This window comes from Pseudomonas sp. JDS08PS003, assembly GCF_045013505.1.
GTDB lineage: Bacteria > Pseudomonadota > Gammaproteobacteria > Pseudomonadales > Pseudomonadaceae > Aquipseudomonas > Aquipseudomonas protegens_B.
Genome location: NZ_CP120724.1, coordinates 705,727 through 720,248, shown reverse-complemented (window position 1 = coordinate 720,248; position 14,522 = coordinate 705,727). Strand labels below are relative to the sequence as shown.

At 62.5% G+C, this 14,522-nt stretch carries 13 protein-coding genes and 1 riboswitch; of the genes, 2 read left to right on the top strand and 11 right to left on the bottom strand.

The genetic code is table 11. The annotated features are described in order from the left end of the window. Window position 1 precedes the first annotated feature (1 nt). From P7C00_RS03250 to P7C00_RS03220, 7 genes are all read right to left on the bottom strand, one after another. Window positions 2-523, bottom strand: a complete 522-nt coding sequence (locus P7C00_RS03250) for a TIGR02281 family clan AA aspartic protease (RefSeq protein ID WP_102862893.1) — start codon at window positions 521-523, stop codon at window positions 2-4. After that, entirely contained in the window at window positions 520-1,503 is a 984-nt protein-coding gene (locus P7C00_RS03245; protein ID WP_346634545.1) for an esterase-like activity of phytase family protein, read from the bottom strand. Before P7C00_RS03245 ends, P7C00_RS03250 begins: the two co-directional genes overlap by 4 nt. After that, entirely contained in the window at window positions 1,503-3,407 is a 1,905-nt protein-coding gene (gene parE, locus P7C00_RS03240) for a DNA topoisomerase IV subunit B (RefSeq protein WP_123723378.1), read from the bottom strand. Before parE ends, P7C00_RS03245 begins: the two co-directional genes overlap by 1 nt. A gap of 43 nt (window positions 3,408-3,450) precedes the next feature. Continuing rightward, window positions 3,451-4,059 carry a YqiA/YcfP family alpha/beta fold hydrolase gene (locus tag P7C00_RS03235; protein ID WP_102862890.1) on the bottom strand — a complete coding sequence of 203 codons (609 nt, stop codon included), beginning with the start codon at window positions 4,057-4,059 and terminating at the stop codon, window positions 3,451-3,453. A gap of 67 nt (window positions 4,060-4,126) precedes the next feature. Next, a complete protein-coding gene (cpdA, locus tag P7C00_RS03230) occupies window positions 4,127-4,942 on the bottom strand; it encodes a 3',5'-cyclic-AMP phosphodiesterase (protein ID WP_404938126.1) in 816 nt (271 codons plus the stop codon). 99 nt (window positions 4,943-5,041) lie between these two features. Further along, window positions 5,042-5,494, bottom strand: coding sequence for a DUF1249 domain-containing protein (locus tag P7C00_RS03225; protein ID WP_346634543.1), 453 nt, complete (start codon window positions 5,492-5,494; stop codon window positions 5,042-5,044). Next, a complete protein-coding gene (locus tag P7C00_RS03220) occupies window positions 5,485-6,102 on the bottom strand; it encodes an NUDIX domain-containing protein (protein ID WP_346634542.1) in 618 nt (205 codons plus the stop codon). The genes P7C00_RS03225 and P7C00_RS03220 overlap by 10 nt, the downstream gene beginning before the upstream one ends. A 224-nt stretch (window positions 6,103-6,326) precedes the next feature. Between P7C00_RS03220 and P7C00_RS03215 the strand changes: the two genes are divergently transcribed. Beyond that, a complete protein-coding gene (locus tag P7C00_RS03215; RefSeq protein ID WP_346634541.1) occupies window positions 6,327-7,070 on the top strand; it encodes an RsiV family protein in 744 nt (247 codons plus the stop codon). Here P7C00_RS03215 and cytX read toward each other — a convergent pair. After that, on the bottom strand, window positions 7,042-8,328 hold the full coding sequence (gene cytX / locus P7C00_RS03210; RefSeq protein ID WP_404938125.1) for a putative hydroxymethylpyrimidine transporter CytX: 1,287 nt from the start codon (window positions 8,326-8,328) through the stop codon (window positions 7,042-7,044). The genes P7C00_RS03215 and cytX overlap by 29 nt on opposite strands. 113 nt (window positions 8,329-8,441) lie before the next feature. Next, the gene (gene thiC, locus P7C00_RS03205) at window positions 8,442-10,331 is read right to left on the bottom strand and encodes a phosphomethylpyrimidine synthase ThiC (protein ID WP_404938124.1); all 1,890 of its coding nucleotides are present in this window, start codon (window positions 10,329-10,331) and stop codon (window positions 8,442-8,444) included. Window positions 10,332-10,494: 163 nt separating this feature from the next. Next, window positions 10,495-10,599, bottom strand: a riboswitch (TPP riboswitch). 196 nt (window positions 10,600-10,795) lie between these two features. On the opposite strand from thiC, the gene P7C00_RS03200 reads away from it, so the two are divergent. After that, window positions 10,796-12,226 (top strand): TolC family outer membrane protein, encoded by a 1,431-nt coding sequence (locus P7C00_RS03200; RefSeq protein ID WP_346634538.1) that lies wholly within the window; start codon window positions 10,796-10,798, stop codon window positions 12,224-12,226. Between the two features lie 76 nt (window positions 12,227-12,302). Here P7C00_RS03200 and waaA read toward each other — a convergent pair whose 3' ends face one another. Continuing rightward, on the bottom strand, window positions 12,303-13,583 hold the full coding sequence (gene waaA / locus P7C00_RS03195; protein ID WP_404938123.1) for a lipid IV(A) 3-deoxy-D-manno-octulosonic acid transferase: 1,281 nt from the start codon (window positions 13,581-13,583) through the stop codon (window positions 12,303-12,305). Between the two features lie 22 nt (window positions 13,584-13,605). Next, window positions 13,606-14,490, bottom strand: a complete 885-nt coding sequence (locus P7C00_RS03190) for a LysR family transcriptional regulator (protein WP_404939901.1) — start codon at window positions 14,488-14,490, stop codon at window positions 13,606-13,608. Between the last annotated feature and the right edge of the window lie 32 nt (window positions 14,491-14,522).

Here is a 14,522-nt window from a genome sequence, read left to right as displayed (position 1 = left end):
CTCATTGGTTCGTTGTCTGGCGCAGCAGCATGGTGCCGCCGCGCTGAGTAAATTCAAGTTTCTTCAAAGCGCTCATGCCCAGCAAAATCTGATCGCCATCGAGCCCCGGGGCCACCAAGGCCCTGACATCCTGGAGAACGATATCCCCCAGTTGCAAACGCTCGATGCGGGTCCGGTAACCCTCGCTGCGCCCATTGGCCGTGCTCAGGGTGACCGGCACCCCGCGTTCCAGGCCCAGGCGCTCGGCCAGCCCAGAAGGAATCGACACCTCGGTCGCGCCGGTATCGAGCATGAATTGCACCGGCTGCCCGTTGATATGGCCGCTGGCGACGAAATGCCCCTGGCCGTTGCCGACCAGTTTCACTTCGATGTAACCCTCATGTTGTTGCGAACTGACGACCGTGTTCGGGTTTTCCTGACGGGCCTCCCAATCGGCGAAGAACCGCGTGGCCAGGAACAGCGCCGCGGCCCAGGCCATGATCAGCATCACACGCCCGGCACTCTTGCCCGGTTGCTGGCTCATGACTTGCTACTCCAACCACCTTCAGGCGCGGCAAAACGCCAGACGATCGGACGGGCCTCGCCATCGGCGCGGGCTCCGTTGTTGTTGTCCACACCGATCCAGGCACCCTTGGCGTCCACCACCAAGGCTTCCGCCAGCCCATAGGGCTGTGGATAACGTCGATGTTCCACCAGCGCACCGGCGGCATAGGACCAACACTGCTCGACCTTGGCGGTCTGCGCATCCCGGCGACAGATCTGATAGGCGTTGCGCTCCAGGGTGAACAGCTTGCCGTCGAACAGCGACAGGTCGGCAAAATCCCGGGACACCGCCTTGGCGTTGGGCACCTGCTCCGGCTGCATTTCCGAGCCGGCCTCACTGAGTAGCACGCAACCACCGTCACAGTCCCAGGTGGTCTGCCCGCGCTTGATCAACAACAACCCGCGCCGCTCACGCTCCGCCGCCAGCCAGATCCGGTCGCCGGCGGGGTTCACCGCCAGGCCTTCGAACAAGGCGTTGAAATGCAGGAGCATGCCACTGGCCCGAGCCTCACGGACCATGATCGGGGAGATCTTCAACCAGGCCGGTGCGCCTTGCACCGGCACTTGCAGCACCGTCGCATGCGCTTCGCTGACCACATATTTGTTGCCGGCTGCATCGCAGGAGATGCCTTCGAAATCCAGGTCGCCGCCACGCACGAAGGACGCCGCCCAAGTTCGCGACTTCAAGCCCCAGGGCAAGCCGGTGTCGGGTACTGCAGGCACCTCCAGCTTGACGGTCTCGGCCTGCCAGACGCTGTCGCGGGTATCGAGCTTGTAGATTTGATCGTCATCGCGGTCGGAAACCGTCCACAAATCCTCGCCACAGAGTGCCAGCCCGGACAGATTGCCACCGCGCATGCCTTCAACAGGATGCTCGGACAACAAGGTCAGTTCGGGCACTGGCGCGGCCACCACCGAGGTTGCCAATAGCGCTAGGGCCAAGGCAAAACCTCTGTGCATCAGGCCAGCACCTCGGCCAGGTTGCCTTTGGACTCCAGCCAGGTCTTGCGGTCGCCAGCGCGTTTTTTCGCCAGCAGCATGTCCATCATTTCCGAAGTCGCCTCGACGTCTTCCAAGGTCAACTGCACCAGGCGCCGAGTGTTCGGGTCCATGGTGGTCTCGCGCAGTTGCGGCGGGTTCATTTCGCCCAGGCCTTTGAATCGAGTGACCTGGGGCTTGCCGCGTTTCTTCTCGGCCACCAGGCGGTCGAGAATGCCATCACGCTCGGCGTCGTCCAGGGCGTAGTAGATTTCCTTGCCCAGGTCGATGCGGTACAGCGGCGGCATGGCCACATAGACGTGACCGGCATTCACCAAGGGGCGGAAATGCTGGACGAACAAGGCACAGAGCAAGGTGGCAATGTGCAGGCCGTCGGAGTCGGCGTCGGCGAGGATGCAGATCTTGCCGTAGCGCAGCTGGCTCATGTCCTCGGCGCCCGGATCGACGCCAATGGCCACGGCGATGTTGTGCACTTCCTGGCTGGCCAGGACTTCGCTGCCGTCCACTTCCCAGGTGTTGAGGATCTTGCCCCGCAGCGGCAGGATCGCCTGGAATTCCTTGTCCCGTGCCTGCTTGGCCGAACCACCGGCGGAGTCACCCTCCACCAGGAACAGTTCGGAACGCATCGGGTCCTGGCCCGCGCAGTCCGCCAGCTTGCCGGGCAGTGCCGGGCCTTGGGTAATGCGCTTGCGCTCGACCTTCTTGCTGGCCTTCAAGCGGCGACCGGCGTTGCTAATGGCCAGTTCAGCCAGTTGCATGCCCAGCTCGGGATTGGCATTGAGCCACAGGCTGAAGGCGTCCTTGACCACACCGGAAACGAAAGCCGCCGCCTCACGGGACGACAAACGCTCTTTGGTCTGGCCGGAGAACTGCGCGTCTTGCATCTTCATCGACAGGACGAAGGCAATCCGCTCCCAGACATCTTCCGGAGCCAGCTTCAGACCACGGGGCAGTAGGTTGCGGAATTCGCAGAACTCACGCATGGCATCCAGCAAACCCTGGCGCAAACCATTGACGTGGGTACCGCCTTGGGCCGTGGGGATCAGGTTGACGTAGCTTTCCTGAACACTGTCGCCACCTTCCGGTAGCCACAGCAGGGCCCAGTCCACCGCTTCCTTGTTACCCGCGAGGCTGCCGCAGAACGGCTCGTCCGGTAGGCGTTCGAACTCGCTGACCGCATCCACCAGATAGGAGCGCAGGCCGTCTTCGTAATGCCATTCGACCTTTTCGCCGCTGGACTTGTCCTCGAAGCTCACCAACAGCCCCGGGCACAATACAGCCTTGGCCTTGAGCACATGCTTGAGGCGGCTGACGGAGAATTTCGGCGAATCGAAGTATTTCGGGTCCGGGGCAAAGTACACGCTGGTACCGGTGTTGCGCTTGCCCACGGTGCCGACCACTTCCAGCTCGGTGGCCTTGTAGCCGTCGGCGAAAGTCATCTGGTATTCGTTGCCGTCGCGCTTGACCCGCACCCGCACCTGGTTCGACAAGGCGTTGACCACGGAAATACCTACCCCGTGCAGACCGCCGGAGAACTGGTAGTTCTTGTTGGAAAACTTGCCGCCCGCATGGAGCTTGGTGAGGATCAGCTCGATCCCGGACACGCCTTCTTCCGGGTGGATGTCCACGGGCATGCCGCGGCCGTCGTCGGAGACTTCCAGGGAGTGGTCGGCATGCAGGATGACCTGTATCGACTTCGCATGGCCGGCCAGGGCTTCGTCGACGCTGTTGTCGATGACTTCCTGGGCCAAATGGTTGGGCCGCGTGGTGTCGGTGTACATGCCCGGGCGTTTGCGCACCGGGTCGAGTCCCGAGAGGACTTCGATGGCGTCTGCGTTATAAGAGCTAGCGCTGGGAGTGGCCATGGGTTCTCGTCGTTAGTCGTTCAATGAATATGGGGCGAGGCTTTCACAGTGCAGTGAAGTCGATCGCCTGGTACTGATCGGCAGTGATGCCGGCAAAATTCAACATCGCCGGCAATTGTCCGGCAAAACCTTGGAAACTATGATCGCCGCCGGCCTGGATGCGCAAGGCACAGGCACGGTAATAGCGCTCGGCGCTGCGATAGTCCAGCGTCTCGTCCCCGGTCTGCAACCACACCTGATAACGCTGTGGGTCCTGGGGCGGCGCTACTTCCAGCGCTGCCAGAGCCGCCACATGGTCATGGGTCAGCTCCCAGGTTTCATCGGTATACAGGTTTTTCTGCGTGCCCAGATAACCGTCGAACATCCGGTGCGGGCTGACAGCAGGGTTGATCAGCAGGGCTTTGAGCCCGTAGCGCTCGGCAAGGTGAGTCGCATAGTAGCCGCCGAGCGAGCTGCCGACCAGCAATGGTCGACCGAGTTCGGCAATCGCCTGCTCCAGCTGGCCAATGGCCTGTCGCGGATGATGATGCAGGGCCGGCACCCGCAATTGTTCAGCCAGCCCCAACTGCTCCATGACGCGCCGCAACTGGGAGGCCTTGGTCGACGCGGGAGCACTGTTGAAGCCGTGGATATAAAGGATCGAACCGGACATGCGAACTCCCTGTGTACCTGGGCAAAAGCCGCAGTTTACAGGGATGAAGGCAGGTTACGAAGCCGCTTCAGTAGCCGTTGCTGCCGTAATCGATGGTGAATTCGTAGCCCAGGACCCGCTCCACTCCGGTTTGCAACCGTCCATCGGGCCACAGCCGCAGCCAGCGATAGCCCGGCACCTGCTCCTCGACCTTGAAGTCGTCGCTGCCGGGCTCGAACTGGATGCAGGTCGAGGGTGAGGCCAATAGCCGCACGGCGCCGCGCTGGCGGTCGATCTCCTGGTGCACATGCCCCCAGAGCAAGGCACGGACCTGAGGGAAAGCGTCGAGCACGGCGAACAGCGCCTCGGCGTTGCGCAGGCCAATGGGCTCCATCCAGGCGCAGTCGATGGATACCGGGTGATGGTGCAGACAGATCAGGTGATGGCGTTCCGGAGCCTCGCTCAGGGAGCGGGCCAGCAATTGCAGTTGGTCATCCTGCAGATAACCCGGCACCGAGCCAGGCACCGCTGAGTCCAGCAGGGTGATGCGCCAGTTGCCGATATCCACTACCGGCTCCAGCAAGTCACTGTCCCGCGTCGCCAGTTGCATGATCTGCGGCTCGTCATGGTTGCCCGGCAGCCAGCGGCCCGGTGCCGGAATCTGCCGGGTCAACTGACGAAAGCGCTGATAGGACTCCAGGCTGCCGTCCTGGGACAGATCGCCCGTGGCCAGTATCAGGTCGATCCGCGGCTGCTGCGCCAGCACCTGCTCGATAACCCGCTGCAGACTGTCGGCGGTGTTCATGCCCAGCAAGGTGCCGTCAGTGTCGGCAAACAGGTGGCTGTCAGACAGTTGCACCAGCAGTACGGAATCGTCGGCAGTCAGTGCGGATACGCTTGGCACGGCGTTCTCCCGGAGCAAGGGCACAAAGCATGATGAAGGTGGCAATTATGCTGGGGGAAATGGAAAAGAGGAAACCTGGGAAACGGACCCAGTTCACATCTAGCGCACGGCTTCGAACTCGTGACCACAGGCCAGGCAATGGCTCAGCCACTCCCCAAGAAAGACATTCAACTGAGCCTTTTCATCCGGCTGATGCATGAAGGCATTGGGATAGGGATAGATGCTGCGAAAACGCCGGGCATGCTCGGCACTGATGACTTCCGCCATGCGTGCATCGTGATAGACCTGCACTTCCAGTTGCGGCACCGGCAGCCACGGCAAGCTGTGCTCCTGACGCACCTGCAAGGTGGTGGTGTAGGGGCAGGCCAGCACCACTTCCAGAGCCAGTACGCCGAGCATCTGATCACCCTGGGTCACGGCAATGCGCCGCGCCACAGGCTGGTTGCGCATGTCGGGCAACAAGCGCATCAGCCGAGCGTAGTTGGCCTCGCAGGAAGCTTGCAGCCCCGCGAGATCAACCCGATAGCGGTCGCGAGCCTTGTTTACAACCATAACCCCCTCACTTCAGCGCGATTGAGCGCCAGCCACTGCAAGGCAATGATGCTGGCGGCATTGCAGATCCGCCCGTCACGCATGGCCTGCAAGGCATCCTCGTAGGCCATCACCGAAACCCGGATATCTTCCGCCTCTTCTTCCAGCCCATGCAGCCCGCCGGCAGCGCTGCTGTCGCAACGACCCAGGAACAGGTGGACGAACTCGGTGCTGCCCCCCGGCGACGGAAAATACTGGGTCATCGGCCACAGCGCGCAAATGTCCAGGCCAGCTTCCTCCTGTGCTTCACGCCGAGCAACCTGTTCCGGCTGCTCGTCCTTGTCGATCAGTCCGGCCACCAGTTCTACCAGCCAGGGCGTAGCGGTCTTGCCCATGGCACCGACGCGGAACTGTTCGATCAGCACCACTTCATCGCGTTGCGGATCGTACGGCAGTACGCAGACCGCATCGTGACGGACAACGACCTCACGATTGATTTCCCGCCCCATGCCGCCGGCGAACAGCTCGTGGCGCAGTTGCAAGCGATCGAGCCGGTAGAACCCCTGGAAGCAGTTTTCACGCCGGATGATCTCAACGGCACTGGGCGTGGAGTTGGCAAAGTCAGTCATAACAATCCTCGTGTACAGCGTGTTCGACCCGAGGATCCCCCTCGACTTCGCGCCATCCTAACGCGCTCGCGGCTGCCGATGCAGCCCCTTTGCCCTCAGCGGGATAGACGGCGAGGGGCTAAACCTACTCTAATTGCCTCTATTGAGCTTAGTGGCGAACCGACTGCCTCGCAGACAGTCGAAGCCGGTAACTTTTGCCTCCCCCTGGTTTATGAAGGACGCCCATGTCGCTTGTCAAAATCGCCTCCGTGGCCTGTATCGCCCTGACCCTGGGCGCGTGCCAAAGCCTGTTTCAGCCAAGCTACAACACCCCACTGGAAACCAAGCGCGAGAAGTCCGAGCAACTCAAGCCCGGCTGCAGCGGCGCCGACTGCCCACTGGTCAACCTCGACACCGTGCACTTTCCCGCCGAGCCGCAACTGGATGCCATCGTTGAAAAACGCTTGCTGCAAATGACCCGCACCAGCCCCGACGCACCATTGCCGGCCAGCCTCAGCGCCTACCGCGAACAGTTCCTGCGCAGCGCAGCGGACCGCCACGGCATGTACTTGCAATCCAAGGTACGCGAGCAGCATGACGGCCTGGTGATCATCGAGCTGGCCAGTTACCTGGACACCGGCGCCGCCAATGGCACTCCGGGACGGGGCTTCGTCAACTACTCGCGTCAGCAGCACAAGTCCCTGAACCTGGCGGACATGCTCCTGCCCGGCCAGGAAGACATGTTCTGGAAGGCTGCGCGGGTTGCCCACAACAACTGGCTGATCAGCACCCACCTGGATCGCGAAGCCGAATTCGTGAAGACCTGGCCGTTCCAGAAAACCCCGAATGTAGCCCTGACCCAGAAAGCCGTGACCCTCAAGTACGACGTCACCACCATCGCGCCCTCGGTCCTGGGCCATATCGAATTGCAGATTCCCTACGACCGCCTCAAGGGCGTACTCAAGCCCGAGCTGTTTCCCGGGAACTGAACGCCCGCCCCAGCAGCCACTGCAGCAGCCCTGCCAGCACCAGCGACGGCAGGGTTGCACCGACATCCGGGTACAGATTGGCCAGCACGTGATAGGTACTCACCCCACCCAACCAGGCCAGCAACGCCGTCCAGCGCAGGGCTGACTCCGGGATCTGCCCGCTGCGGCGACGCAGGATGAAGTGATCCACCAGCACCACGCCAAACAACGGCGCAAATACCGAGCCGATCAACAGCAGGAAATTCTGGTACTGGGCCAATGGCGCCAGACACGCGATCAGGGTGCAGAGCACGCCGATGGCCAGGGCCAGGTGCTCGACTTTAAGGCGCAGCAGAATGCCGCTGGAGACCGCCGCCGAGTGGATGTCGGCAAAGGCGTTTTCCGATTCGTCCAGCAGGATCAACAACAGCGGAATCCCCAGGCCGGCTCCCGCCAACGCCAGCAACAGTGCATTCACTTCACCGCTGGGAGCGAACGCCAGGATGTAAGCGACGCCCAAGCTCATCAGCCAGAAATTGCCGATGAAGAACCCCAGGGCGGTGCCGCCGAACACGCTCTTGGCGCGCTTGCCGAAACGCGAGTAATCCGCGATCAACGGCAACCAGGACAAGGGCATGGCAATGGCGATGTCGAAGCCCACAGCGAACGGCATGGAGCCGTCACCCGCCTGAGCCCAGAGCGCCGCCAGGTCGGCCCGGGCGAACAGGTTCCAGGTCAGCCACAGACAGGCCGCCAGCAACAGCCAGATGCCCCACTTGCGCAAGATCTGACGGACGAAGGTCAAGGGACCACTGACCGCCAGCAAGGTGGCCAAGGCGCCGAAAAACAGGGTCCAGAGCAAGGGACTGGTCCAGAGGCTGCCCTCACTGAAAGCACGGGCACCCAGGAGGCTGGCGGCATCGCGCATGACGATGATCTCGAACGAGCCCCAGCCCACCAATTGCAGCAGGTTCAGCACCGCCGGCAAGCTCGCGCCGCGCCGCCCCAGGCTCAGTTTGAGCGCGGACATGGACGACAGGCCGGTGTCACTGCCGATCACCCCCACCGCCGCCAGGAGCAGGACGCCCACTGCGGTGCCAAGGAAAATCGCCAATAAAGAGTGGGACAACCCCAGGCCCGGCGCCAGCAGCGCACCGGTCTGCAGCACCATCAGGCCGATGCCCAGGGAGAACCACAGGGAAAACAGATCGCGGGCGCCAAACACACGCTTGTCGGCCGGCACCGCGAGATTGGGAGAGTAGGTACTTGGACTGCTCAAGGTTGTTATCTCGAAGGAATAGGGTCTGTAGGAGCCGGCTTGCCGGCGAAAGCGCCACCTCGTTGAGAGCGCGGCGCCTGGTTCGCGGGCAAGCCCGCTCCTACAGAGGGGGGTCAGACTTTCTTGTACAGCTGGCTGCCTTCCTGCTTGAAGCGCTCGGCCTGCTCGGCCAGTCCATTGGCGACGTCCACGTCCACCGCTTCGATGCGCTGGTTGGCCGCGTACTCACGAACCTCCTGGGTGATCTTCATCGAGCAGAACTTCGGCCCGCACATGGAGCAGAAATGCGCCACCTTGGCCGAGTCCTTGGGCAGGGTTTCGTCGTGGTAGGAACGGGCGGTGTCCGGGTCCAGGCCCAGGTTGAACTGGTCTTCCCAGCGGAACTCGAAACGCGCCTTGGACAGGGCGTTGTCGCGGATCTGCGCGCCAGGATGACCTTTGGCAAGGTCGGCCGCATGGGCGGCGATCTTGTAGGTGATGATCCCGGTCTTCACGTCATCCTTGTTCGGCAAGCCCAGGTGTTCCTTGGGCGTGACGTAGCAGAGCATGGCGCAGCCGAACCAGCCGATCATCGCCGCGCCGATGCCGGAGGTGATGTGGTCGTAGCCCGGAGCGATGTCGGTGGTCAGCGGACCCAGGGTGTAGAACGGTGCTTCGTCGCAGCACTCCAGCTGCTTGTCCATGTTCTCCTTGATCAACTGCATCGGCACGTGGCCAGGGCCTTCGATCATGCACTGCACGTCGTGCTTCCAGGCGATCTTGGTCAGCTCGCCGAGGGTCTCCAGCTCACCGAACTGGGCTTCGTCGTTGGCGTCGGCAATCGACCCCGGACGCAGACCATCCCCCAGGGAGAAGCTGACGTCGTAGGCCTTCATGATTTCGCAGATTTCGTCGAAGTGGGTGTAGAGGAAGTTCTCTTTGTGGTGCGCCAGGCACCACTTGGCCATGATCGAACCGCCCCGGGAAACGATGCCGGTCACGCGCTTGGCGGTCAGCGGCACATAGCGCAGCAACACGCCGGCGTGGATGGTGAAATAGTCCACGCCCTGCTCGGCCTGCTCGATCAGGGTGTCGCGGAACAGCTCCCAGGTCAGGTCTTCGGCCACGCCGTTGACCTTTTCCAAGGCCTGGTAGATCGGCACGGTACCAATCGGCACCGGCGAGTTACGGATGATCCACTCGCGGGTTTCATGGATGTGCTTGCCGGTGGACAGGTCCATCACCGTGTCCGAACCCCAACGGATGCCCCAGGTCAGTTTCGCCACTTCTTCCTCAATGGAGGAACCCAGGGCGCTGTTGCCGATGTTGCCGTTGATCTTCACCAGGAAGTTGCGGCCGATGATCATCGGCTCCAGCTCAACATGGTTGATGTTGGCCGGGATGATGGCGCGGCCGCGGGCGATTTCTTCGCGGACGAACTCTGGGGTGATTTCTTTCGGAATGCTGGCGCCGAAGCTGTGACCGGCGTGTTGCTGCTTCAGCAGGCCGGCGGCGCGGGCCTCCTGCAGCTTCATGTTTTCGCGGATGGCGACGTATTCCATCTCGGCGGTGATGATGCCTTTGCGCGCGTAGTGCATCTGGCTGACGTTGGCCCCGGCCTTGGCCCGGCGCGGGTTGTTGACGTGGGCAAAACGCAGCTTGGTCAGCTCCGGGTCCGCCAGGCGCTGCTGGCCGAAGTTGGAGCTCAGGCCCGCTAGGCGCTCGGTGTCGCCACGGTCCTCGATCCACGCCGAACGCACATCGCCCAGGCCCTTGCGCACGTCGATCACCACATTGGGATCGGTGTAGGGACCGGAGGTGTCATACACAGTAACCGGCGCGTTGATCTCGCCGCCGAAATCGGTGGGGGTCACGTCCAGGGTAATTTCGCGCATGGGCACGCGGATGTCCGGGCGGGAACCCTGGACATAGACTTTTTGCGAGCGGGTAAAGGGCTGAACCGATTGTTGGTCGACTTGGGCCGACTCACTGAGGTTGCTAGCGTTTTTTAGTTTTGTCGTCATCACGGGCTCTCCAGACAGCATCCAGGCAGTGGAATTTTGTCGGAGCGAACCTGTAACGGACGGACGCACCCTGTCTAAGCAACTAGTGAGTGCAGTGCTTGGTACTCGAGGGGTGTTCGATTGTCGAACAACATCCCGGACGAAGCACAAGAGGACTCGCCGGGTGACGAGAAATCTTGTTCCCTACGCAGGCGCTAACCTGATCAGGTTCAACGGGATCCGGATTATCCGATCTCAGCCTCACAGCAAGGCACCCCGACAAGAACCGGGCCAGTCTAGACAAAGCCGGGACAGAACGCCAACCCCCGTGCAATAAGCAGGATGAATGGCGTAATCAGCGGATTGTTGCGACCTGCCAGCGGCTCTACACTCTTTGCCCTGTGTCGAACCTTGACGCTCTATGGGTCGCGCCTTAGCCTTGGCGCCTGGATTATCTCCGTAATATCAACTCTAGGGATCGCCGAATGCTGCGCAAACTCTCACTGGCTGTTGCCGTGTCTTGTGCGTCCAATGGAATGGCCTGGGCAGCAGAAGCGCCTTTGACCACCAAGACCGACCTGGTCAGCGTCTACCAGGAAGCGGTGGACAACAATGCCGATCTGGCCGCTGCACGCGCCCAGTACGGCGCCCAAAAGGAAGTGGTGCCCCAGGCTCGCGCCGGGTTGCTGCCCAATCTTTCGGCCGGCGCGGACATGAGCAACACCCGCACCAAGTTCGATGAACCGTCCATGACCTCGACCCGCAGCGGCAACGTCTACCAGGCAACCCTGGCCCAGCCGCTGTTCCGCGCCGATCGCTGGTTCCAGTTGCAAGCGGCCAAGGACATCAACGAACAGGCCTCGCTGCAACTCTCGGCCACCGAACAGAACCTGATCCTGCAAAGCGCGGAGAACTACTTCGCCGTGCTGCGCGCCCAGGACAACCTGGCCTCGACCAAGGCCGAGGAAGCCGCCTTCAAACGCCAACTGGACCAGTCCAACGAGCGCTTCGATGTGGGCCTGTCGGACAAGACCGACGTGCTGCAATCCCAGGCCAGCTACGACACCGCCCGGGCCAACCGCATCCTTGCCCAGCGTCAGGTGGACGACGCCTTCGAAGCCCTGATCACCCTGACCAATCGTGATTACAACTCGATCCAGGGCATCGTCCATACCCTGCCGGTGCTCGCGCCGACGCCCAACGATGCCAAGGCCTGGGTCGACACCGCCGCCAAGCAGAACCTCAACCTGCTGGCCAGCAACTACGCCGTCAGCGCCGCCGAGGAAACCCTCAAGCAGCGCAAGGCCGGGCACGCCCCGACCCTGGACGCCGTGGCGCAGTACAAGAAAGGCGACAACGACGCCCTGGGCTTCAGCAACCCCAATCCGTTGACGCGCTATGGCAGCGATGTCGAACAACGCTCAATCGGCCTGCAGTTGAACATCCCGATCTACAGCGGCGGCCTGACCAGCTCCCAGGTTCGCGAGTCCTATTCGCGCCTGAGCCAGACCGAACAGCAGCGTGAATCCCTGCGCCGCCAGGTGGTGGAGAACACCCGCAACCTGCACCGCGCAGTGAACACCGATGTCGAGCAGGTCCAGGCCCGACGTCAGTCGATCATCTCCAACCAGAGCGCAGTCGAAGCCACGGAAATCGGTTACCAAGTGGGGACGCGCAATATCGTCGACGTGCTCGATGCCCAGCGCCAGCTGTACACCTCGGTGCGCAACTACAACAACAGCCGCTACGACTACATCCTCGACAACCTGCGCCTGAAGCAGGCCGCCGGCACCCTCAACCCCGGGGATCTGCAGGACCTGTCGCGCTACCTCAAGGCCGACTACAACCCGGACCGCGACTTCCTGCCGCCGGACCTGGCCAAGGCCGCGCAAGAGCAACTCAAGGCTCGTCCCTGAAGCCTGAAGCAATAAAAAAGGCCACCCAAATGGGTGGCCTTTTTGCATGCCGGCAAAGCCCTTTCGGAGCTAAGGCTCAGCGCCCCTTGAGCAAGCGATCGAGACCCTCGAGCAAACGCTGCAACGCCCCTTGATTGGCCTTGAGCACCTTGAGCCCGGCCTCGGCCATCTTCTGCGCATCCCGGGGCAGCTCGAACAGACGCTGCACCGCCACCGCCAGCCCTTCAGCGTCATCCACCTCCTGCAGGGCACCGGCCTCGCGCAGCATCGCGGCGATTTCCAGGAAGTTGAACAGGTGCGGTCCGCTGATCACCGGCTTGGCCAGCGCCGCCGGTTCCAGCAGGTTGTGCCCGCCATTGGCGACCAGACTGCCACCGACAAAAGCGCTGTCGGCCAGGGCATAAAGGAACAGCAACTCGCCCATGGTGTCCCCCAGCAAGACCGAAGTGGTGGCACTTACCGGCTCCCCGGAAGACCGACGAACCGTCGCAAAACCCTGTTGTTGGCACAGTTCGAACACCGAGTTGAAGCGCTCCGGGTGCCGTGGCACCAGGATCAGCAAGGCGTTCGGGTAACTGGCCAGCAGTTGCCGATGGGCGTCGAGTACCACGGCGTCTTCACCCTCGTGGGTACTGGCGGCGATCCACACCGGGCGCTCCATGGCCTGCCATTGCTGGCGCAGCGCCCGGGCACGCTCCAGCAGTTGCGAGTCAATGCTCAGGTCGAACTTGATCGAGCCTGTGACCTCGACCGTCTCGGGACGTGCACCCAATTGACGGAAACGCTCGGCTTCGGCTTCGGTCTGCACCGCGAACAGGCTCATTTGCCCCAACATGGGCGCGGTCAGCCGGGCAAAACGTCCATAGCCCTTGGCCGAACGCTCGGACAACCGGGCATTGGCCAGGGCCACCGGAATCCCGCGCCGGGCGCACTGGTCAATGTGATTGGGCCAAAGCTCGGTCTCCATGATCACCGCCAGCTTGGGCTGCACCCGGTCAAGAAACCGCGCCGCGGCGCAGGGCAGATCGTAAGGCAGGTAGCAATGCTGGATTCGCGGCTCATTGGCGAACAGCGCCTGGATACGCTCGGAGCCGGTGGGCGTCATGCAGGTCACAGTGATCGGCAACTGGGGATAACGCGCCAACAGGGCACGAATCATCGGCGCGGCGGCGATGCTCTCGCCCACAGACACCGCATGCACCCAAATGCCGCCAGTCTGCATGGCCGGCAAGCCCAGGGAGAAACGCTCGCCAATGCGCTTGGCATAAGCCGGGGCCTTGCGCGAACGCAGCCACAGGCGAATCGCTACCAATGGCAGCCCCAGGTAAAACAGTGCGGTATAGAGAGTTCTATTCATGGCGGCGGAGTTTATCGGTTTTTTAGCCGATCGCCTTCAAGTGCACGGCAAAACGTTCCGCCAGCCAGCGCGCCGCCGGCCCTAAAGGTTCATCGCGACGCCAGGCCAACTCCACCACCAGCGCCGGCGGGGTCCATTCGCTGACCAATTCGACCATCTGTTGCTGGTAAGCCGGGTACTGCACCACATGCCGCGGCAGCCAGGCCCAGCCCAGGCCCCGCATCAGCCATTCAGCCATTACATAAAAGCTGTCAGCCCGCCAGACCTGGGGGCTGACCTGCTCCCCACCGGGATAACCACTGAGTTGGGGAGCGATCAGCAACTGCCGGTGCCGGGCCAGAAGCTGGCGGTTGACCCGCTTCTCATGGGCCAGCGGATGCCCCACGGCGCAGACGGTGACCATCTCGACGCTCCCCAGGGCCCGACGCTCCAGAGTCTCCGGCATCTGCTCATGGTGAAACAGTAGCCCCAAGTCGGCACGGCGCTCCACCAGCTTGCGTGCCACGTCCCCCTGGGCACCGCTGGCCAGTTGCACTTCCAGGCTGGGAAAGCGCTCGGCCAGGGCTTCGAGGCTGTCGAGCACCGGCTGATAGGGCATCGCCTCGTCCTGGGCCAGGCGCAACCGAGCCTCCTGGCCTCGCATCAAGGCCAGCGCACGGCCATTGAGGCGATCACACTGGCGCAGGATTTCTCGGGCCTCCTGCAACAAGGCACTGCCCGCTTCGGTGAGCTTTGGCTGACGACCGCTGCTGCGTTCGAACAGGCTGACTCCCAAGTCCTCCTCCAGCAGGGCAATGGCGTTGCTGATGGCGGACTGAGCCTTGCGCTGCTGGCGGGCCACCGCAGAAAACGAGCGCAATTCGGCGACACTGACAAACAGCCGCAGCTGCTCCAGGTTCCATTGCATGTTCATAGAGCAACCTATCTCCATAACAGATA

Coding starts and splice junctions, on each gene's coding strand:
- P7C00_RS03250 (WP_102862893.1), bottom strand. CDS start 523: ATGAGCCAGCAACCGGGCAAGAGTGCCGGGCGTGTGATGCTGATCATG.
- P7C00_RS03245 (WP_346634545.1), bottom strand. CDS start 1,503: ATGCACAGAGGTTTTGCCTTGGCCCTAGCGCTATTGGCAACCTCGGTG.
- parE (WP_123723378.1), bottom strand. CDS start 3,407: ATGGCCACTCCCAGCGCTAGCTCTTATAACGCAGACGCCATCGAAGTC.
- P7C00_RS03235 (WP_102862890.1), bottom strand. CDS start 4,059: ATGTCCGGTTCGATCCTTTATATCCACGGCTTCAACAGTGCTCCCGCG.
- P7C00_RS03225 (WP_346634543.1), bottom strand. CDS start 5,494: ATGGTTGTAAACAAGGCTCGCGACCGCTATCGGGTTGATCTCGCGGGG.
- P7C00_RS03220 (WP_346634542.1), bottom strand. CDS start 6,102: ATGACTGACTTTGCCAACTCCACGCCCAGTGCCGTTGAGATCATCCGG.
- P7C00_RS03215 (WP_346634541.1), top strand. CDS start 6,327: ATGTCGCTTGTCAAAATCGCCTCCGTGGCCTGTATCGCCCTGACCCTG.
- thiC (WP_404938124.1), bottom strand. CDS start 10,331: ATGACGACAAAACTAAAAAACGCTAGCAACCTCAGTGAGTCGGCCCAA.
- P7C00_RS03200 (WP_346634538.1), top strand. CDS start 10,796: ATGCTGCGCAAACTCTCACTGGCTGTTGCCGTGTCTTGTGCGTCCAAT.
- waaA (WP_404938123.1), bottom strand. CDS start 13,583: ATGAATAGAACTCTCTATACCGCACTGTTTTACCTGGGGCTGCCATTG.
- P7C00_RS03190 (WP_404939901.1), bottom strand. CDS start 14,490: ATGCAATGGAACCTGGAGCAGCTGCGGCTGTTTGTCAGTGTCGCCGAA.